The following is a 19,757-nucleotide window of genomic DNA, read 5'->3' on the forward strand; positions in this document are numbered from 1 at the left end:
TAAACAACCAAAATGAGAATAACCAAACTACAAATTAAAGATAAAGAATACAAAAACCTAGACATTGATCTTCAAAATAATTCTGCAGGTGTAATGGCTTTTATCGGTAATAATGGAAGTGGTAAAAGTAATTTACTTGAATCGCTTTCTATTATTTTTAATCATCTATATACTGGGAAAGAAAAAAACATACCGTTTAGCTTTTCCATTTCCTTTACCAATAGTGGTTCTGCAGATGAGATAAACATAACTAAAACCAAGTCAACTGTAAAAACGACCATTGCAGGAAAACCCGTTTCTGATGCTTATGATAAATTACCTAAACAAATCGTGGCCATCTATAGTGGTGAAGAAAACCGCCTTTGGAATAATTGGTACAAACCCATTTACTTAGACTACATATCTAATATAACTAGTGGTAAAACTACAGGGATTGGCGTATACAATGAAATGCCTAAAATGCTATACATTAATAAGTTTTATTGGCATATTTCACTTCTTTGTCAGTTGTTACAAAAATCCTATAACGTTTCTGATACATTTTGTTCAGATATTTTAAATATCAAAGATGTTCATTCTATAAAATTTAAGTTCAATAAATCCAATTACGCAAACTACGCAACAAGTTCGGTGAAATCGTTTGTTCAAAATATTGATGCAAAGGACGAATATACCTTAGAAGAGTTAAATGAGATTCTAGATGATAACGGTTATACAGTAGCAGATATTTATAAATATTTATATATAGCTTTTACTCCTGAGAAAAAGAAAATGATTGAAGATATTGTGATTAAATACAATGATGATCATTTGGAAATTGAACATTTTAGTGAAGGTGAAAAGAAAATGCTTTTAATAAAAGCTGCATTGGAGTTTGCTGGAGCAGAAGATAGTTTATTTATATTAGATGAACCTGATGCTCATATTCATTTGAGTAATAAAATACAAATTAAAAAAGTATTTGAAAATTACGAAGCAAACAGACAGGTAATTCTTACGACTCACTCCCCTACATTAACAGATACTTTTGAAAATGGTTCTCTATATATGCTTAATCAAGGTAAGCTTGTACCACAGCAAAAACAGGAAATCTTGGAAAACGTATCAGGAGAATTCTGGAACAAGTTTCAGCAAAATGCCTTTATTGCTTCTAAAAAACCAATTATATTACTTGTGGAAGGAAAACATGATAAAGAGCATATTAGCAATGCATTTAATGCTTTAAAGGAAGAGTACGAAGATTTAGAATTTGAAATATTTAAATTAAACACAGAAACTAATATTCAACCTTTTTTAAGGGGTTTGTATGAAAGTGAGTTTGATGAATCAAAGTTATTTATTGGTTTGTTTGATAGAGAAAATAAAATATTGAATGATTTCAAAAATCCTAAAAATTACACCAAAATAGATGGAAAGGCATTTTTTAAAATTATTGAAAGTGATAAGCAAAATAACAACTATTTTGTAACGTCTCTACCTGAATTAAATGATAAGAAATGTGATTGTTCTATAGAGATGATGTATGATTATTCTCTTTGGGAAGAATCTTATCAAAAGGCTGTTTTAAATACCTTAGGTAAAACTTCAAATAAGTCAATAAAAGAATATTCTGAGGACGTATTAAATGACGCAAAAAACATTCTATCTCATAATTCATCATCATTTGCAAAGGATGATTTTAAAAACTTTCGAAAGATGTTTGATTTAATTGAAGAAATCAAAATTCATAGTGAAAGTTTACAAGTTAAATCTGTTGTAAAACCTGTTCGAGCCAATGTTGTGACTAAGGAAAAAACAGAAGCAAATAAAGATAGCGAAAAAGAGGATGAAGAGGTTAAGTTAAAAAACCTCACTTTTGTCAATTTAAAAGGAAAAAGATCAGGCAAAAAGGTATCAGAGTCTCAGCACCTGAAAGGTAAATCAAGCGTTATAAAAAGTATATATAATAGCTTAAATTTTGCCATTTCGGAAAAAGATGACTTCATAATTGATCCCAAAGTAGAATATATTGCTTTCAAAAGAAATAATAAAAATGTTTTTGATATTAAGCTGCAAAATAGTAAAGTAATCATGTGGGTCAACAAAAAGAAAGGTGAATTACCTTTAGAATTGACAAATCTATTTATTGACTGTTCTGCCAAAGGTCATCATGGTAATGGAGATTATGAAATTCATTTTAATTCTTTAGATGAACTTAAATTTTTTTTATCAAAAGATGTAATTAAACAAATAGTTCAACTGTAATTTTTTTGCAAGTTTATTTTCTATAGTATAGCTTCAGAGGCTGTGAGGTTTACTGAAGGATGATTGTGAATCATCATTAGTGATGTCTCATTTGCTTTTAGAGTAGCTGTGACTATTAATCTAAAATTTAGAACAGTACCTGTAATTCCTACAGAAGATATTTCGTAAATTCCAAGTGCTTTGTGAGCATGATTCAAAAGCGATATTTTAAACTGCTCGAAGAATTCTATTTTAGTACAATTCCAATCGAAGAGTCAGTTTTTATGCATCTTTCGAAGATTTGATTTGTGGTCTTTCAGAGTTTTTTACTTTTGTTTTGTAAATCTGTTCAATTTCAGATACATTTTTGTAGAAATTCCAAATATTAGGCGTTCTTGATTTTTGCATTCGGGTACAATTAGAATGCCCGGCTGTTCCTTCAGAATAAATTCCGCTTTTTTACGAAAAAGCCATATTACAATGCCAAGTTAATTATCTTCATTATATCTGTTGTCTCAATTGCTCTTATTTATATTTCTCTACAATATTAGGAAAATAACCTAACCTAACACTTAATTAAAGTCCAGATATACCATTAACAAAAGTATCTACAAAATCTAAAATTTTATTTAATATTCGGTCGCCTACTTCTTTAGATTTTAAAACGCTTGGTCTTCCATCTATGCGAAGGTCTAAAATTTCTTTTCTTAAAGGTTCTCGTTCAGTAAAAAGATAATTTTCAATTAATTTTTCAGTTTTTTCATCGGAAAGATTTTCGGTTTTTAGTAAATCTTGGAGTGCTTTTTCTTGTTCTTCATTCCAGAATTTTTCAAATTCTTCGGGAATAAGATCGGTATCGGCAATTTGAGGTAGGCTTTCTTGAATAAATTTCTCAATCAGTTCTCTCTTACTTCTTAATGAGACTTCAGTGTTTAATAAATTTGAGATTTCTTTTTCAATACTTTCTTTATCTTTTGAACTGTGTTTTAGTTTGAACTTAATTAGAAGTTGAATAATGTAGGTAACGTTGATTGTATCACGTCTAATCAACTCCAATTCGAAATCAATGTCATTTAGAATAGATGTTTTCTCTATTGCAGCGCTAGTGCTAAGTTTGTCTTTTAAATCCAAATACTTACTCGTGTAATCTGCAAATAGCTGTTCCTCAATTTCCAAATCATTCCATGTAAATTCGGAATAATGGCTCATTTTCTTGTGTAATCGTATAAGTGCTCTGAATGTCAAAATAAATTGTAGCTTATCTTCTTCAGTATATAGATTATCTACAGTGCTAACCTGAGGAACAATTTCTAGCAATTTTTTAGTTACTTCGTTGAATTTTTCTGTATAGACTTCATAAGGTTCAACGATAATTTCATCAATTGCATCTTTATTGCTAAATAGCGCAATTGCTTCGTCTGTTTTATCTTTCAGATTTCGAAAACATACAATATTACCTTGTGTCTTGTTTTTGTCTAAAGTACGATTTGTACGGCTAAATGCTTGAATAAGGCCATGGTATTGAAGGTTTTTATCAACATACAATGTATTCAAGTTTTTACTGTCATATCCCGTTAAAAACATATTAGCAACTAACAAAATATCCGTTTCATGTTTCGGATGTTTTGATTTTCTGGCAACAGCATTATAATAATTGTAAAAACCTTCGCTATCCTTAATATTTTCTGCTGTTCCAAACAATTCGTTAAAATCCTGTACATAGACTTCCAATAATTCTCTACGATGTGGTTTCACGCCGTACTCTGCTTGTGGTTCTGCAGCCATATTCAATCGACTGGCTAATTGATCCTCTATCTCTTCCTCGTTTTGAGCATAACTAAAAATAGTTGCTATTTTTAAATTATGTTCTCCATTCAACTTCTTACGTTTAAAAATTTCGTAATACTCAATAATGGCATCAATATCTTGAACGCACATCATCGCACAGAATTTTTTGGATTGAGTTTTCTGATCGTGATATTGAATGATGTAATCTACAATTGCTTCTTTACGTTCAGGAGCTTCAAAGACTTCAGCTTCATTTATTTTTTCAATTTTCAAGTCAATTATGTTATCTTTTTTCTTGAAAGTTTGAATATATTCAATCGAAAATCTCAAAACATTTTCATCTCTAATAGCATCTGTAATTACATATTTATGAAGACACTTTCCAAATAAACTGGATGTGGTTTTTTCTCCATTGGCATTCTCTGCTAAAATTGGTGTGCCTGTAAAACCAAACAATTGAATATTATCAAAATAACTTACAATGTTTTGATGTGTATCTCCAAATTGTGAACGATGACATTCATCAAAGATAAATACCATTCTTTCGTTTTTAAGAGCTTTCATTTTAGCTAAATTCCGACCCGAAATAGCATTATTGAGCTTTTGAATGGTTGTAACAATAATTTTTACATTCGGATCATTGAATTTCCTGATAAGGTCATCTGTGTTGGTTGCTGAACTTACTGAGCCTTTGCTAAAGCTATCATATTCCTTGTTGGTTTGATAGTCTAGATCCTTTCTGTCTACTACAAAAACTACCTTTTTGATAGCTGTAATTTTTGATAAAATTTGGCTGGCTTTGAAACTTGTTAAGGTTTTTCCACTTCCTGTTGTATGCCAGATATATCCATTTTTCTCAATGTTGTACCCATTTAATATTTCGTTTTCGGTTACTTTTTTTATAATACTTTCCACAGCATAATATTGATATGGACGAAGTATCATTAACCGTTTATCTGTCTCGTTAAGTACAATGTATTTACAAATCATTTTACTTACATGACAAGGCTCTAAGAAAGTATCAGTAAAACCATTAAGAATGTTGTTAAGAGGATTATTATTCTCGTCTGTCCAATGGAAAGTTTGAAGATATTCCTGTTTATGTGCACCGAAATTGCTGAAATACTTGGTATTTACACCATTGCTGATTATAAACAGTTGGACAAAATGAAATAGCCCTTTTCCTGCTCCAAGACTATGCTTTTGATAACGGTTTATTTGGTTGAAAGCTTCTTTCATTTCCAATCCCCTGCGCTTCAGTTCTATCTGGACTAATGGCAACCCATTAATTAGTAAAGTTACATCATAACGATTTTCATATTTCCCTTCCTGTGTAATCTGATTGGTTACCTGGTATTCATTTTGGCACCAATGTTCTACGTTCAGAAATTCAAAATAGAGGTTCTCTCCATTATCTCTTAAAATATGATGTTTTGTTTCACGCAATATCTTTGCTTTTTCAAATACTGACATTTTGTTAACAATATTGAGTACTTTTTCGAATTCAGTCTCACTAAATTGAATGTTATTGTGCTTTTCTAGTTGCGTTTTCAAGTTTGTCAACAACTCTTTTTCATTTGCAATAGTCCTATATTTATATCCTAATTTTTGTAATTGGATAATAAGTTGTTCCTCTAAGATCTGTTCAGACTGTTTGCTCAAAATAATTATGAATTAGGAGTTGTTATGTTTACCTTTAAAATATCAAATTTAACAAAATAAAGAGGTTTCTGCCACTTCTCCTAATTCATAATCTAAAAGTTTACCTTAAAGCTTTAAACATTTGTTCGATTGCTTTCTTTTTCTGTTCCATATTGGGATGGACATAGAGATTTAAGGTTGTACTAATATTAGAATGTCCCAAAAGCACACTTACAGTTTTGTAATCGCAATTACTTTCAATACATCTGGTTGCGAAACTGTGCCTCAGTCCATGAAACTTCAGGTCAGGCATCTTCAAATGTGCCATTAAGTTTTTATAATAGCTGCGATAAGTTCTGGGCTCAGTTGGCTTAGCATCATTGGTTAACACAAAGAACGATGGGTTTACAATTTTTTTAAATGGTTTGAGAATTCTTAATAAATCTTTGCTTATCGGAATTTCACGAATAGAATTTTTTGTTTTTGGCGTGTCTAAAATGAGTTCTGTTTTTCTGGTTCCATCTTCAATAACGTAAATGCGTTGGATGGTTCTGTTAACGCTGATAACACCTTTATCTGTATCAACATCTTCCCAAGTAAGAGCGCAAACTTCTCCTATACGCATCCCAGAGCTTAAGCAAATATAAACTCCTAAATTTCGAAATGTAAAATGCTCTTGTATGTAATTCATGATTTTTTTCTGATCAGAACGGTTTAAAACTTCAATTGTATATTTTTCTCGCTCTGTTGGGAACTGTATTTCAAATGGGCTATAATCCACCCATTTATGTTTAGCTCCATACTTTAGAATCATTTTCAGAACGATTAGAATATCCTTGATTGTTTTTTGGCTTAAACCTGATTCCAATTTCTGAAATACAAAAGCTTGCACTTCTGCTTCCTCAATCGAATATTTATTACCAAATATGGGTAGAATGTGGTTTTCAATTAAAAGAGTATAAGCTGAAAAACTTGATTTTTTCACGTATTGCTTTTTGTTTGTTTTCCATAGGTCAATTACCTCTAAAATTTGTTTTTGATCATTCATTATTATTTAATTTTTATTAATTCCAAAGGAAAGAAATAAAGAATTGAGGATTTTAATATCATTAAGGTTCCTAATTTGAGATTTCCAGAGTTTATAGGTGAGTGGAAAGTGGAAAGATTAGGAGATATTATTGAGTTTAAGGCTGGTTATGCATTTCCAAGTAGTGGAATGCTTAATGCAAAAAGCACTTATCAATTAATAAAGATGTCTAATGTGTATCGAAACGAGCTGCGCTTAGATAGAAATCCTTCATTCTGGGATCGAGTGAATGTTAAACAAACTGAGTTTTTGTTAAAAAAAGGTGATACAATTTTAACGCTGACTGGCACTGTTGGTAAAAAGGACTTTGGCTATTCTGTCCAAATAAACGAAGATGATAAATATTTGCTAAATCAAAGATTAGTATTACTTCGAGAGAAAAAAGGCAAAAGTGTCAATGGTTTTGTAGGGCAAGTTGTTTCAAATGAAAAATTCCTTGATGATTTTTTTGAGATAGCTAAAGGGGGAACAGGAAATCAAACAAATGTTGGAATTGAAGGTATTAAAAATTTATCGTTTCACTTTCCTTTTGAGCCTGAACAAAGAAAAATTGCTGAGTTTTTGGACTTAATTGATCGGCGTATCCAAACCCAAAACAAAATAATTGGAGAGTTGAAAGTATTAAAAAGTACACTTCGCAATAGATTATTTCATGATATTATCAATCAAAGATATAAAGATTTGTTAATTAAAGATGTTTTAGAATATGAACAGCCCACCAAATACTTGGTTTCAACTACTGATTATTCTTCTGATAGATCTTTAGTTCCTGTTCTAACGGCAAACAAAGCATTCATTTTAGGATACACTGATGAATGTTTTGGTATTTATGATAAAAGCGATTGTATTATTTTTGATGATTTTACAATGGATATGAAATATGTTAATTTCCAGTTCAAAGTAAAATCTTCTGCTATAAAAATTCTAAAACCAAAACCTGGGGTTAATTTGAAATTCGTTTTTGAATACCTTTTATTTCTCAATTTACAATCTGGAGAACATAAGCGACATTATATTTCAGAAGTTGAACCAATGATTATTGCTTTACCAAACATTGATTTACAAGATGATACAGCAGAATTTTTATCTAGCATTGATAAGAAAATAAGTATTGAATCTGAGGTTTTTAGTTTATTGCTAAAACAAAAACAGTATTTATTATCAAATCTATTTATATAAAAAGGTTCTGTAATAAGTACTTTTTTTGATTTTCATATTGAGTTAGTAATAAATTTTCAACTTCAATCTTATTATTAATTAAAGATAAAATGTTATAAATTTTATCTTGCTCTTTTTCATTCGTTGGCAACAATAATTTAGCACCATTCAAAAACGTATCATTATTAATATTCATTGTGTTTTTTGCACCTTTTTGAACTAGAGGATTTAAATAATTAAAAGTATTTACAGGTGAATTAAAATATTCATGAAGCAAATATCCTAAAGCAAATGTTTTAGGTGTAAAAACACAATAAAGAGGAGAAACAACCCCAACTCTTCCAGTTCTGTTTTGCTTAATTATTCCGAAAGGAAATTCAGAGGTTGGGCTTTTGGTATAAACCAAATCGCCATTATAAACTAATTTATAATGCATAATTTCTTTTGCTGAAAAAGACCTGCCTAAATGTTCAATTTGATTAATAACTCCTTTGTGTTTTGAAACAGAAAATACCTCAAGATATTGATTATTCCTATTTTTATGTAAGTGTTCTTTAGAAATTTCTCCTAATTTTTTCCTTTCCCAATTTGAATTACTATCTCTATTTTTGAATCGAAGTTTATTTTCAAAGAATTTTTTAACAACCGAACTCTTTAATAACTTCAACTCTCCAATTATTTTGCTTTGGGTTTGGATGCGCTCATCAATTAAAGACAGAAATGAAGCAATTTTTATTTGTTCAGGAAGTGAAGGAAAAACAAATTTAATTTTTGATAACTTTTCTTGATTTAAATTATCTTGTGCGGCACCTTGCGAAAGACTTTGTATTTGTATTTTAAATTTATCAAATAAATGTTTAACGAAAAGAACAATTGTTTTGTCTTCTTTTGGAATTAATCCAATTATACTATCAGGAAAACATGCCTTTATTTTAAGTATCGCCGTTTCAGCAATATTTGCTGCAATAGTAATACACAAAGTATTTTCATTCCATAATTTACTTTGTTTCAATCCTAACTCTGAATAAGTTTGAGTAAATTTAGTTAGATACAAATCTGCTTTTCGTATATCTCCTGTTTGAACAAATGGATATTTTCCACCAAATAAAAACTCAGCATCTCGTGGTCTGTGTTTTGATTTTCCTCTTCCAATTTGAGCTACTTCCTCCAACTTCTTCACTTCCCAATCACCCTCAAACCCAGGAAATCTCAAATTAGGAACGTTACCTACTTTTAATTTTTTAGTCGCCATCTCGATTATTTAATTTTCGTTATTAAAAACATTAAGGATTTAAGAAATTAAAAAACTAACCCTAGTTCTTTAAAATAAACATCTATTTCCTTATCGAGATTGGCTCTTTTGGCTTCAAGTTCTTTAATTTCAAACATTACCTTTTGAATATCGATTTCTTCTTGTTCTTCGAATGTATCTACGTAACGAGGAATGTTTAAATTATAATCATTCCCAGCAACTTCTTTTAAACTAGCCAAATGGCTGTATTTTTCAATTACTGTTCTATTGCGGTACGTTTCTACAATTTTAGTGATGTGTTCATCTCGCAATATATTTTGATTTTTAACCTTTTCAAATTCTTTGCTGGCATCTATAAATAAAATATCATCTGGTGTTTCCCGGCATTTTTTGAAAACCAAAATACATGTAGGAATACTGGTGCCATAGAAAATATTAGCAGGTAAACCAATTACTGCATCTAAGTAGTTTTTTTGTTCAATAAGATATTTACGAATGTGCAATTCTGCTGCGCCACGGAACAAAGCGCCATGTGGCAATACAATTGCCATAGTACCGTTTTCAGCTAAATGATAAATCATATGCTGTACAAAAGCAAAATCGGCTTTACTTGCTGGAGCTAACTTACCGTACTGACTAAAACGGTCGTCATTTAAAAATAAAGGATTCGCACTCCAATTGGCAGAAAAAGGAGGATTTGCTACGATAGCTTCGAATGGCATATCATTTAAATGTTGAGGGTGCTCTAATGTGTCCTCTTGCTTTATGTTAAATTTTAGATAATGAACACCGTGGAGTATCATATTCATTCGAGCAAGATTGTATGTAGTGCGGTTCATTTCCTGACCGTAAAAATTATTGACATCTTTTACCTCTCGAGCAACACGCAATAATAGCGATCCCGAACCACAGGTAGGATCATATACTGATTTTAATCTATTTTTACCAGTTGTTACAATTTTTGCAAGAATTTTAGAAACCTCCTGCGGTGTATAAAATTCCCCTGCTTTTTTACCTGCACCGCTGGCAAATTGACCAATTAGATATTCGTAAGCATCTCCTAATACATCTAGTTCGGTATGCTCCAACTTAAAGTCAATTTCATCCAGATGCACCAAAACTTTTACTATAATTGCATTTCTTGCTTCAGCTGTTCTGCCTAAATTATTGCTGTTCAGGTCCATGTCAGAAAAAAGATCTTCAAAATCTTCTTCACTTTGAGTCCCCATTGTACTCAGCTGAATATTGGTTAGGATTTTTTGTAAATCTTCCAAAATAAAATTATTGCTGCCACTGTTTCCTCTTTTTGCTATTTCGCTAAAAAGTTCAGATGGTTTTAAAAAATAACCTAAGTTTTCAAGTGACTCCTCTTTTATGGCTTCAATATATTCTTGACCTTCCTTTGTTTTTTCTTCAATATTCCTAAATTGAATATTATCTTGTTGCAAAATTGAGTTAGCGAAAATTTCCATTTTTTCAGCTAAATATTTATAGAATATGAATCCTAGTATATAATCCCTAAATTCATCCGCATTCATTTTTCCTCGTAAAGTATTCGCTATATTCCAAAGCTGTTGCTCCAATATTTTTTTTTGTTCTTCTGACATTTGAAATAATTGTTATTATGATTAGGGATTATTTATCCTTAAGAAGGCACTAATGTAATAAACTTTTGGTGTTGTGAGTTAATAGTTAGAACAAAACTAATTGATATTATTTAGGTTCTCGTTCTGTATAAATTTGAATAGCTACTACATTTTAAGGATATATTTATGACATATTTAAAATAGTAAATTTATTTTATTATGTGTTTGCAATGTTTTAAAATCGGTTATATCGCGAGGTGTTTAAAGTATTTCGTATATTTATAATATTACTTTTTCTTGCTTGACAATTAAGTAGGTAGTCAGCCGACTAATATAAAAGAGTTAGTAAACAAGATAGCCTTTAGTAATCAAAGTTTCCATGAGTTAATACTTTAAGCTCATCGCTTCTTTTAATTTCCTTATTCACTCTAAGCTTTGTAATTTTATTCATTATGTATGATTTAATATTTTAAATACGAAAATGATAATATTTTGACAACAAAAAAGAGACTCGAAAGTCTCTTTTTGGAATTAATATATCTTTTATAAAAGCTTATTTCTCTTTTAGTAATTTTTCCAAATATTCAACTTTATCTTGCTCGGCTTTCAATAATCTTTCGTAAAGTTTTTTATTCTCGTCTAAGGATTCCATTAATTTATCAAGTGGATTAAATGTAGGCTGATATTGAAAAAAACCGGCATTATCATGATTATTTACGGTATTACCAATAATATTAAAAACAGCCTCTTCTGAAAAGTTTTTAATTGCTTCGACACTTACTCCCAATGCTTTTGCAACTTCTTTAAGTTTTTCTTCATCTATGGTTTCGCTGTTTTCCATGATAGATACAGCCTGCTGATTTGTTCCCATAGCTTGGGCTAAAGCTTCTTGTTTCATGTCTTTTAGTTCACGAATACGGCTGATTTTTCGCCCTATGTGATTTGGTTTTGTTAGTGTACTCATAGCTCAAAGATAATAATTAAGAATAAAAAAGTAAGTACTATGTATGATATAGAAATTAGTCTTGTACGGTACGCGACAAATTGATACGGTACAGTACGGCTAATCACTTACTTGCCTGTGTGTTAAACAAAAATACAATTTTTCACCCAAGTATTAATTAAAAAAATTAAAATTATGAGTAGTGCAATTCAATTTCAAGATCAGAAAGAATTGGAGAATGCCGTTAGAGAGCTCCAATCATTTATGGACATTACAGCGGTCACCCTGCATGAGGCAGAGACCGCAGGTAAAAGAGGTTATATACTTACTATAATCTTAAGGGAAGATTCACAGCAGATTGCATCGGAAATGTATGACTGGGCGGATAAGGTTTTAAAAAAATATCCGTCCGTTCCTTATGTAATTATAAATCTATGGGATGTACTGCATCGCTTAAAGCATGGGAGTTTGTATTATTTAAAGTGGTATTTATCAAACATAAGTCTGTTTAAAAACGAGGAGTTTGATTTTAAGATTAAAAAAGATATTCCGGCTGTATCTGTTCTGCTTAAAAAAGCAGTAAAGAAAAACAGTGGGCTTTTAGCCAAAGCAGAATCATTAAGAAGAGGCTCCCAGCATTATGAAGGAACAAATAACCATTATATGGCACTCTATACAATCCATCAGGCGGTAAACCTTCTTTTTGGTATAATCGGAGAACTGGTGATGGGAAAATCTCATTCGAATCATTATACACTAGAGCACTTAAATACGATAAAGGACTATGCACCTATCTTGAAACAGGTGTTCAATACTGATCTTGATAAGGATAAAGAAATTGCCGATTTACTTGATAGAGCAAGGATTGAATTTCCTTATGGAGGCAAAACAAAGATTAAGAAAGACAGGGTTAAAGAGGCACAAAAGAAACTTTACCGCATCTTAAAAGAAACTAAAAAAATCTACCAAGACCAGCTTTCTTACTGCGAGGAAAAATCCATTTTTTTTATTGAACCAAAACAGAATACAGACACTTTAAACGATGGTGTCATCGACTATGAGAAAATTGTCAGTGATACCGTTACTTCTTATCTTAAGACTGAGGCAGTTTATTGTTTTGGAAAAGCGGAAAAAAGTATTAAACACTTTTATCTATTAGTGCTTGTCAAAGAAAGTAAAGTAAATGCAGTGCATGATCTGGCTGATATTATTAAAAGCAGAACCAAAGAGCAGTGCACCGCAACACTTTTGATTCATCATATTTCAGAGCTTAAGAGCGCAACAGGCGATCAGAAATATTTCTTTTTGAATATTCTAAAAAATGGAAAGGCTTTGTTTAAAAACGAATCTGCTGTTCCGGAATTTGGAGATCTTCCAGTCCGCAGTATAACATCAGCAAAAGAATACCTGTGCTACAGAAATATTGTGGTGAACAATATGGAAAAATGGCAGGAAGATTATGAATGGGCATGTTATGCTCCCCTTAAAGGTTTGATGCTCCATACCATGACAGAACAGATCTGTCTTGGAATGATCCGCTTGTTTATGGGGTATTCTCCAAATCATTTTTCCCTTTCTTACCTATTAGAAATCTGCGATCATTTTAACCCTGAAATAAGCAGTTACTTTCCGAGGGTTACAGAACAGGACAGAAACTTGTTTACGATATTAAGCAGATCATATGCTTCGCTGAGATACAGCGGTGCAGATACTTTTTCTGAACTGGATATGAATCTTTTGCAGGATCGATACAATGATTTTGCTGGTTTCTGCACAGCTGTTGTAAAAGATGAATTACGACGCACTTAGAATCTGATTTCGGCAGAACTTTAAACAGACAGACCATGTATTATAACATTTTAACACAGACAGACCATCCCAAATATCGGGCAGTCAAGAAAACAGTGAAACTGTTAGTAGCGTTTGTAGAAGCTGAGTGTATTTACTTTTCAGAGTCCGCTGTAGAATCAAAAACAGGGATTCTGACAGTTGTTGTGAGCAAAAAAAGCCCCCATTACTATGACGATGTTGTCTTCCATTTATGGAAAGTAATTGAAAACTACAATACTTTTTCATTCTGTTTTTTTGACAGGGAATGTATAAAGAGAGAAGTCGGAAAAGGAAATTTATTTTTTCTTTTCAATTGTAAAGAAACAGATCTTGTGTATAGAAACACTGGAGGGAAACCTGTTCTGGATATAAAAAAATTAAATATGAAACGGCTTTTGAAAAAGACTGTTGCAAATTATCAAATGTGGATATCAGAGGCCAATACTATTGGCAGAGATTTAAAGTATCACCGTGGAAACGAGAATCATTTAATGGCATTGTATGTTATACATGAGCAGTTTCGATATCTTTTTATTAACGCCTCGTGGATTCTGACAGGTGAATGGGTAATGGATGAAAACATCTCAGGCCAGCAGGAGCGCATTGCGAAGTTTAATAGTGTCTTAGGCAACACTTTTGATTTAGATAACAAAGAAGAGAAAGAAGTTTTAAGAAAGCTTGATCTTACCCGAAAAGCTGTCCAATGGGGAGAAGAAATTGAACCGTTAACTGCAGAAATTGTTGAATCAGCATATGAAAAAATGCAGTGGCTGATGAGTGAAGTAAAAACAATGTATCAGCAGTATGCTGAGCAAACCAAAAAAATATTTAAAGAATATGGAAATCAATGAAAATAAAAAGGCGGATGATTTTATCAAAGAACTGAAAAGCAGTTTTTATTTTAGAACATTGACCCCGCAGAGAGAGAAAGAAGGTATTTATCATGCAGATATAAAATTTACGAGCTACATAAAACTCATTTATACAGTACAGGATCTGCTCAAAATAGCGCTTCACACGCTGGAAAATTCAGATCTTAAGAATTCCAGCCAGATCGAAGATCCCGCTTTTCATCTTACGAGTATTTTGGAAATTGCAATCCAGCTACTGCCGTGCAGTGAAGCGGAAGGACTTGATAAACTGCACAAGCTTTATTTAAAGATTAATAGCGAAAATAAAAATGAACAAAAGGATAACTAATTTTTAAATCATGAAAAAGAAGAAAAAAAACTTTGAAACCAAGTTCTGGGCTGGATTTGAGGCGGGAAATCCATTTGAAGCATCTGATGCCCTTTTTGATTTTGCGCATCTTGACTACTATAAGCGAAATTTAACACAGGCAGTACTGTACAGCTTTAAGGAAGAAATCTGCAGTAATGATAAATCAAGCGGGATTTTTATATTCTATAAAGCAATATGCTCATTTTTGAAAATATACTACTGCCTGCATAAAAAAAGCAGTAAATGGAGAGTGAAAGAGTCAGTCCGCACCGAAGATGTATTTCATCTCACTTCACTGACAAAGCAGGAATATGATAATCCTTTTACAGTATTTCGAAAGGCATTTGCAGAGAAAAGCCTTAAGGAGTTTGAATTTTTCCTTTCTGAAATTGTGAGTCTTTCATTGTCTCCATACAAAGAAGAGGGGGATATTGACCTTACGACTCCGTATATCCATTTAATAAAAATGCTTGATGCGGGAGAGCTTATGCGTGAAAGAGGCCTTAAAAAAATAAAAAAAGTTAATGAATCTAAAGAGAATGCCGAATGCTGAAATTACTGTATAATTTCAGAGATGCTTGATTAACTAATAAAAGATATTGATATGAAAAAAAATAAAATCAAATTAAATGATCTGGTTGAAAATCCGGAGCATTACTTTATAATGCTTAAACCTGCATCAAAAATGCGGAACGATATACACAATCTCGAAATAAATGTTCAGGGATATTCAGACCTGTTCTGCCTGATTATGGATCTGCTAAAAGCTGGAATGCTTGCTTTAGAAGGAATTGAAGGAAGTGGGGAAAATGTTAAAGATCCTGAAAGATATGTTGGAAGTGTGCTCAGGGTAATAGAAATGCTGATCCCGCTGGAAGAAGGAGATTTACTGGATTTACTTTATATAAAACATCTAAATGAGAAAAATAAAAGTGGCTCCCAGTAACTTTTCTCCAATTGCAACTATAATAAAAACGGCGACTTTGGAGACGTTTTCCAGCCCCGCAGGGCAAGTTGTTTTGAGATGCTGAATTCATTTCAAGCATCTCAAAACACAACTTGCTATTTTCTCTCGAAAATATTATTGCAATAGTTTTAATTGAAAGGGCTTGATACCCTTTTTTTATTTAGCAGATATTTCATGATTTATATTAATTTTTAAAATCAGCCTTGATAAGGCTTAAAAAACATAATAAAATTAGGAGTTTTGACATCAACCCCTTCCAGTAAATTCCAAAGATTTTAAGTGCAGTTCTTTTCTGAACTATAAATATACATAGCTCTGTATAATAAAATTTACATACACATTTACAAATGCTCATATCTATTACATTATATATATGAGGCGAAAAGTATATACATATTTACAGCTGTATGTAACCCTGTGGGCAGATAAACTTGTAGAACTGTATTTATGTAAATACGTTTTTACAGTTTTACTTTTTTAAAGATATATGCTTTTGCATACAGACACACATCTTTACATGCTCATTGATGCAGATAATTAGATAATCTTTCAGCTACAGCCTAATGTACCTATGCAAAAGCATAAATATATTTCCAAAGAAAATAGAAAAACGGAAAAAAGAAAAAGAAAGCAATTTTACAGGACGGGATGCAGACAGGACAAAAGGAAACGGAATAAGTCCCAAAGGGTGGTTTGTGAGCAAGCGAGCAAAACATTATGCCGTAGTCTTTTGTAAAGTCTGATCCATCACGTCCTACCTTGGTTTTCTTTTTATTGTTTCTTTTAGGAAAAGAAAATAAAAATCAGCGGAAAAAAATATTTTTAAAAGTAGAACATCTTGCAGGAATTTATAATTACAATCCGGGCAAATATTCTGACATTGCAGACTGTTTTATCAAACTAATGTTTTAAGCTTGTAATATATTATTTAGATAACCGTTTAAATGCAAACGCCATTGTGCGGATAGTACACATAAATTTGGAAGATTATGTTTATGGACATGCCCTCCAGACTCTAGTGAAGTGATTAATCATTGTGGTCGGAGGGCTTAATTTATTAAAGGAGGATTAAATCCAGTGATAGGGTTTATCCTTGCGGTTGAGGTAGCAGTACATCTCTTCCTTTTGGAGTTCGGGAAAGAATTTAAGGGCATTTTCAATGCCATAATTTGGAAGAAAGGAAATCTCATCACGGACAGCCCTAATCACTTTTTCACGACCATAAAAACGCACGATTTCATCAATTTGATTCTGTCCTCCACGCTCTATAATGCGGGCAATTACCATTTTATACCCCCCGTTCCAATCGATCTTATCAAATTTAAAATCCCAGAAGAATTTAGGATGAAGATTAGGTATGTTTTTAGCTGATGCCTTCATTTTTTTTAATGAATTAGGTTAGTATCAAATATAAGCAATTTCTGCTGAATTACCTGCGTAAACCTCTGTTTTTATTGGGGTTATCGGGTAAATCCTGAGTTTCTGATTTGAATTTATATAAAGGATTTTTTACTGCCAGTTCCAGCCGTTTTTGGATATTATTCCATTTCTGCTCTTTTCCTTTCAGCATGTCTACACCGTCAAAGGTGGTAATCTTGTCATAAGTATTCAAACCTCTAGAAGCCCAATACGGGTCTTTATCATATTTTCTCTGATAGGCCTGTAGATAGAATTTTAAGGGCTCTTGTTCAAGCATAAAGTACATATCGACAAAATCTTTGTATCTATTACCACTCTGATGAATTGCGTGGAGTTTCATTGCTCCAATGTCTTCATTGGAAATCATACGGACTCCTTCTATAGTTTCTACAGTATTCAATAGAGGGTAATCATGTGTTACAATATCGACTTTTATATTATCGATGAAGGTAAGAACTGTGTTAGGGTAGAATTGGCTTTCCTCTTGATCTGTACCGTAAGTATTGTGCAGATATTGGAGCATCATCTGTGAATTAAATTTTTTTGTTGTAAAAAGATCTATATCCACCGATAGGCGGTGTCCCAACCGTAATGCTAGTGCTGTACCGCCGACCAGTATATGGTCTTTCAATTTTTCATCTTTCATAAGCCTTTGGAGAAGTTCCCACATCTCCTGGCAAACTGTTTCTTTGTAGAGCATAATTTTATATTTTCAGAAAAATTAATTCTGAAAAAGCTCTGGTCTTTAAGAGTGTCTTCTGATGGCTTTATTTGACAGTGGATGTCGAATCATAAAGGTTTAAGACTGTATTAGGGAGCGAATTAGCCAAATGCTTCCAAACATTTCCATTAACTGCCAAATCCGAGTGTAAGTGCTGATTATAAAATATATTGCCTTTTAAGAATACCATTAATTAAGTTATGGAAAACGAACAAAAAAAGAACTCCCATAAAGGAGGGAGGCATCCTAAAATAGATCCGGCTGTCCACCGCTATTCGATCAGTCTTACTGCTGAGGAAAATGGCCGCTTCCTGACCCTTTTTGAGAGCTCGGGCATGAATGTAATGGCGCACTTTATTACAGCGTGTATTTTTCAAAAAGGGATCAAGACAGTTAAGATCGATAAAGCAACAATGGATTATTACATACTTCTAACTGCCTTATTCGCACAGTTTCGGGCTATTGGGGTTAATTACAATCAGGTTGTGAAGATTATGTATCGTAATTTTTCCGAAAAAAAAGCTCCCGTTTATCTCCACAAATTGGTAAAACAAACAATGGAATTTGCTCTTTTAGCGCAAAAGATAATACAGCTCACAGCGGAATTTGAAGAAAAACACCTAAAAAAATGATAGCGAAAATTGGAAGAGGAAGCAGTTTGTACGGAGCATTAGCCTATAATTATCAAAAACTTGAAAAAGAAAGTGCACAGATTTTGTTTACCCAGAAGATAATCCAAGCACGTGACGGTAATTATTCTGTAGAACAGCTTTCCCGTTCTTTTGAATTACACTTATTGGCTAATCGTAAAACGGAAAAACCTGTACTTCATATTTCCCTGAACCCTGATCCGAAAGATAATGTAAGCGATATTGATTTTGTGAATATGGCACAAGACTATATGAAGCAGATGGGCTACGGAAATCAGCCTTTTGTGGTGTTCAAACATACTGATATAGACCGTACCCACATTCATATCGTATCGGTGTGCGTGGACGCGGAGGGCAGGAAGATATCCGATAAATTTGAAAAAAGGCGTTCGATGGCTGTCTGCCGGATGCTGGAAAAACTGTACAGTCTTATATCAGCTGTAGAGAAAAAGCAAGAGGTGGACAACCCAACATTCAACCCAGTTGACTATAAGGCAGGAGATATAAAAAGCCAGATGGCTTCGGTACTGCGCTATCTGCCTAAATATTACCAGTTCCAAACTTTTGGAGCATATAATGCCCTGCTTTCCCTTTTTAAGATTACTGCCCAGGAAGTGAAAGGCGAATATAATGGAATTCCAAAACTGGGATTAGTATATTTTGCGTTAAATGAAAAGGGAGAAAAAGCAAGCATTCTCTTTAAGGCTTCGCTGTTTGGTAAAAGTGCAGGATTCACACAGCTGCAATCCCACTATGAGCGAAGCAGGATAAATCTAAAAGACAGTCCGGCTAAACAATCAGTTAAAAGCAGGATCGAATCAGTAATGCAGTCTGTTTCTAACGAATCTGAATTTAAGAAAAAATTATTAGAACAGGGTATGAATTTCGTGATACGCCGAAATGCTGAAGGGCGTATCTATGGCGTAACTTTTATTGACCACAAATCCCGTTGTGTGTGCAACGGCTCTGAGCTTGGCAAAAACCTCTCGGCCAATTCATTTAACGACTGGTGGAATAATAGTAGGAAACCAGAAAATCCAGCATATAAAAGCTGTGTTTCCGAAAAAGAGGCTATGATGAAAACAGAAATAGACCAATCGCCTGACTTTTTAAGAAAGGAAAATATGCCCCATGCTTACGAACAAAACAGTTTTGACGTATTGGGCGGTTTATTGCCACAGGCACAGGCAGAGGATTACGAGGAACAGGCATTTGACAATAGGATGAAACGAAAGGTTAAACGCAGAAGATTGTAGGTATAAATTTGAGTT

At 32.6% G+C, this 19,757-nt stretch carries 18 protein-coding genes; 9 read left to right on the forward strand and 9 right to left on the reverse strand.

The genetic code is table 11. From position 1 onward, the window contains the following. Window positions 1-12 precede the first annotated feature (12 nt). Window positions 13-2,244, forward strand: coding sequence for an AAA family ATPase (locus IW18_RS22740; protein ID WP_052480209.1), 2,232 nt, complete (start codon window positions 13-15; stop codon window positions 2,242-2,244). Window positions 2,245-2,264: 20 nt separating this feature from the next. Here IW18_RS22740 and IW18_RS23375 read toward each other — a convergent pair whose 3' ends face one another. From IW18_RS23375 to IW18_RS16820, 4 genes are all read right to left on the reverse strand, one after another. Further along, entirely contained in the window at window positions 2,265-2,441 is a 177-nt protein-coding gene (locus tag IW18_RS23375; RefSeq protein WP_240475573.1) for a JAB domain-containing protein, read from the reverse strand. A 64-nt stretch (window positions 2,442-2,505) separates the two neighbouring features. Next, window positions 2,506-2,631: a hypothetical protein gene (locus IW18_RS23420; RefSeq protein ID WP_255313464.1), complete on the reverse strand. Its 126-nt coding sequence runs from the start codon at window positions 2,629-2,631 to the stop codon at window positions 2,506-2,508. Between the two features lie 168 nt (window positions 2,632-2,799). Then, window positions 2,800-5,673, reverse strand: a complete 2,874-nt coding sequence (locus tag IW18_RS16815) for a type I restriction endonuclease subunit R (protein WP_041519068.1) — start codon at window positions 5,671-5,673, stop codon at window positions 2,800-2,802. 100 nt (window positions 5,674-5,773) lie between these two features. Beyond that, on the reverse strand, window positions 5,774-6,700 hold the full coding sequence (locus IW18_RS16820; protein ID WP_041519070.1) for a tyrosine-type recombinase/integrase: 927 nt from the start codon (window positions 6,698-6,700) through the stop codon (window positions 5,774-5,776). Window positions 6,701-6,775: 75 nt separating this feature from the next. Between IW18_RS16820 and IW18_RS23225 the strand changes: the two genes are divergently transcribed. Beyond that, the gene (locus IW18_RS23225) at window positions 6,776-7,918 is read left to right on the forward strand and encodes a restriction endonuclease subunit S (RefSeq protein WP_084607975.1); all 1,143 of its coding nucleotides are present in this window, start codon (window positions 6,776-6,778) and stop codon (window positions 7,916-7,918) included. On the opposite strand, the gene IW18_RS22745 is transcribed toward IW18_RS23225, so the two are convergent. The 3 genes from IW18_RS22745 to IW18_RS16840 all read right to left on the reverse strand — a co-directional run bounded on the left by IW18_RS22745 (window position 7,911) and on the right by IW18_RS16840 (window position 11,699). Then, a complete protein-coding gene (locus IW18_RS22745; protein WP_052480210.1) occupies window positions 7,911-9,149 on the reverse strand; it encodes a restriction endonuclease subunit S in 1,239 nt (412 codons plus the stop codon). The two genes, IW18_RS23225 and IW18_RS22745, sit on opposite strands and share 8 nt — an antisense overlap. A gap of 47 nt (window positions 9,150-9,196) precedes the next feature. Then, window positions 9,197-10,756 carry a type I restriction-modification system subunit M gene (locus IW18_RS16835; protein ID WP_041519071.1) on the reverse strand — a complete coding sequence of 520 codons (1,560 nt, stop codon included), beginning with the start codon at window positions 10,754-10,756 and terminating at the stop codon, window positions 9,197-9,199. 532 nt (window positions 10,757-11,288) lie between these two features. Beyond that, on the reverse strand, window positions 11,289-11,699 hold the full coding sequence (locus IW18_RS16840) for a helix-turn-helix domain-containing protein (protein WP_041519073.1): 411 nt from the start codon (window positions 11,697-11,699) through the stop codon (window positions 11,289-11,291). A gap of 174 nt (window positions 11,700-11,873) precedes the next feature. On the opposite strand from IW18_RS16840, the gene IW18_RS16845 reads away from it, so the two are divergent. From IW18_RS16845 to IW18_RS16865, 5 genes are read left to right on the forward strand one after another with little or no spacing between them, the layout of a single operon-like run. After that, a complete protein-coding gene (locus tag IW18_RS16845) occupies window positions 11,874-13,487 on the forward strand; it encodes a hypothetical protein (protein ID WP_041519075.1) in 1,614 nt (537 codons plus the stop codon). A gap of 35 nt (window positions 13,488-13,522) precedes the next feature. Beyond that, window positions 13,523-14,359: a hypothetical protein gene (locus IW18_RS16850; protein WP_041519077.1), complete on the forward strand. Its 837-nt coding sequence runs from the start codon at window positions 13,523-13,525 to the stop codon at window positions 14,357-14,359. Next, window positions 14,346-14,708, forward strand: a complete 363-nt coding sequence (locus IW18_RS16855) for a hypothetical protein (protein ID WP_041519079.1) — start codon at window positions 14,346-14,348, stop codon at window positions 14,706-14,708. Before IW18_RS16850 ends, IW18_RS16855 begins: the two co-directional genes overlap by 14 nt. Before the next feature lie 10 nt (window positions 14,709-14,718). After that, window positions 14,719-15,282: a hypothetical protein gene (locus IW18_RS16860; RefSeq protein WP_041519080.1), complete on the forward strand. Its 564-nt coding sequence runs from the start codon at window positions 14,719-14,721 to the stop codon at window positions 15,280-15,282. Window positions 15,283-15,333: 51 nt separating this feature from the next. Then, entirely contained in the window at window positions 15,334-15,675 is a 342-nt protein-coding gene (locus tag IW18_RS16865) for a hypothetical protein (RefSeq protein WP_041519082.1), read from the forward strand. A gap of 1,089 nt (window positions 15,676-16,764) precedes the next feature. Here IW18_RS16865 and IW18_RS16875 read toward each other — a convergent pair. Both IW18_RS16875 and IW18_RS16880 read right to left on the reverse strand, forming a co-directional pair. Further along, complete coding sequence (locus IW18_RS16875; protein ID WP_041519086.1) at window positions 16,765-17,076, reverse strand: DUF6922 domain-containing protein; 312 nt, start codon at window positions 17,074-17,076, stop codon at window positions 16,765-16,767. Window positions 17,077-17,125: 49 nt separating this feature from the next. Next, window positions 17,126-17,815, reverse strand: a complete 690-nt coding sequence (locus IW18_RS16880) for a nucleotidyl transferase AbiEii/AbiGii toxin family protein (RefSeq protein WP_041519087.1) — start codon at window positions 17,813-17,815, stop codon at window positions 17,126-17,128. Window positions 17,816-18,036: 221 nt separating this feature from the next. Here IW18_RS16880 and mobA point away from each other — a divergent pair, with 221 nt between their 5' ends. Further along, a complete protein-coding gene (gene mobA / locus IW18_RS16885; protein ID WP_041519089.1) occupies window positions 18,037-18,468 on the forward strand; it encodes a conjugal transfer protein MobA in 432 nt (143 codons plus the stop codon). Next, window positions 18,465-19,742 (forward strand): conjugal transfer protein MobB, encoded by a 1,278-nt coding sequence (gene mobB, locus IW18_RS16890; protein ID WP_041519090.1) that lies wholly within the window; start codon window positions 18,465-18,467, stop codon window positions 19,740-19,742. The genes mobA and mobB overlap by 4 nt, the downstream gene beginning before the upstream one ends. Window positions 19,743-19,757: the final 15 nt, after the last annotated feature.

The organism is Flavobacterium hibernum (genome assembly GCF_000832125.1).
Lineage (GTDB): Bacteria > Bacteroidota > Bacteroidia > Flavobacteriales > Flavobacteriaceae > Flavobacterium > Flavobacterium hibernum.

Bases quoted from the DNA above. Each gene is read 5' to 3' on its own strand.
- IW18_RS23420 (WP_255313464.1), bottom strand. From the start codon at position 2,631: ATGCAAAAATCAAGAACGCCTAATATTTGGAATTTCTACAAAAATGTA.
- IW18_RS16835 (WP_041519071.1), bottom strand. From the start codon at position 10,756: ATGTCAGAAGAACAAAAAAAAATATTGGAGCAACAGCTTTGGAATATA.
- IW18_RS16865 (WP_041519082.1), top strand. From the start codon at position 15,334: ATGAAAAAAAATAAAATCAAATTAAATGATCTGGTTGAAAATCCGGAG.
- IW18_RS22740 (WP_052480209.1), top strand. From the start codon at position 13: ATGAGAATAACCAAACTACAAATTAAAGATAAAGAATACAAAAACCTA.
- IW18_RS16820 (WP_041519070.1), bottom strand. From the start codon at position 6,700: ATGAATGATCAAAAACAAATTTTAGAGGTAATTGACCTATGGAAAACA.
- IW18_RS16875 (WP_041519086.1), bottom strand. From the start codon at position 17,076: ATGAAGGCATCAGCTAAAAACATACCTAATCTTCATCCTAAATTCTTC.
- IW18_RS22745 (WP_052480210.1), bottom strand. From the start codon at position 9,149: ATGGCGACTAAAAAATTAAAAGTAGGTAACGTTCCTAATTTGAGATTT.
- IW18_RS16860 (WP_041519080.1), top strand. From the start codon at position 14,719: ATGAAAAAGAAGAAAAAAAACTTTGAAACCAAGTTCTGGGCTGGATTT.
- IW18_RS16880 (WP_041519087.1), bottom strand. From the start codon at position 17,815: ATGCTCTACAAAGAAACAGTTTGCCAGGAGATGTGGGAACTTCTCCAA.
- IW18_RS16855 (WP_041519079.1), top strand. From the start codon at position 14,346: ATGGAAATCAATGAAAATAAAAAGGCGGATGATTTTATCAAAGAACTG.
- mobB (WP_041519090.1), top strand. From the start codon at position 18,465: ATGATAGCGAAAATTGGAAGAGGAAGCAGTTTGTACGGAGCATTAGCC.
- mobA (WP_041519089.1), top strand. From the start codon at position 18,037: ATGGAAAACGAACAAAAAAAGAACTCCCATAAAGGAGGGAGGCATCCT.
- IW18_RS16845 (WP_041519075.1), top strand. From the start codon at position 11,874: ATGAGTAGTGCAATTCAATTTCAAGATCAGAAAGAATTGGAGAATGCC.
- IW18_RS16850 (WP_041519077.1), top strand. From the start codon at position 13,523: ATGTATTATAACATTTTAACACAGACAGACCATCCCAAATATCGGGCA.
- IW18_RS16840 (WP_041519073.1), bottom strand. From the start codon at position 11,699: ATGAGTACACTAACAAAACCAAATCACATAGGGCGAAAAATCAGCCGT.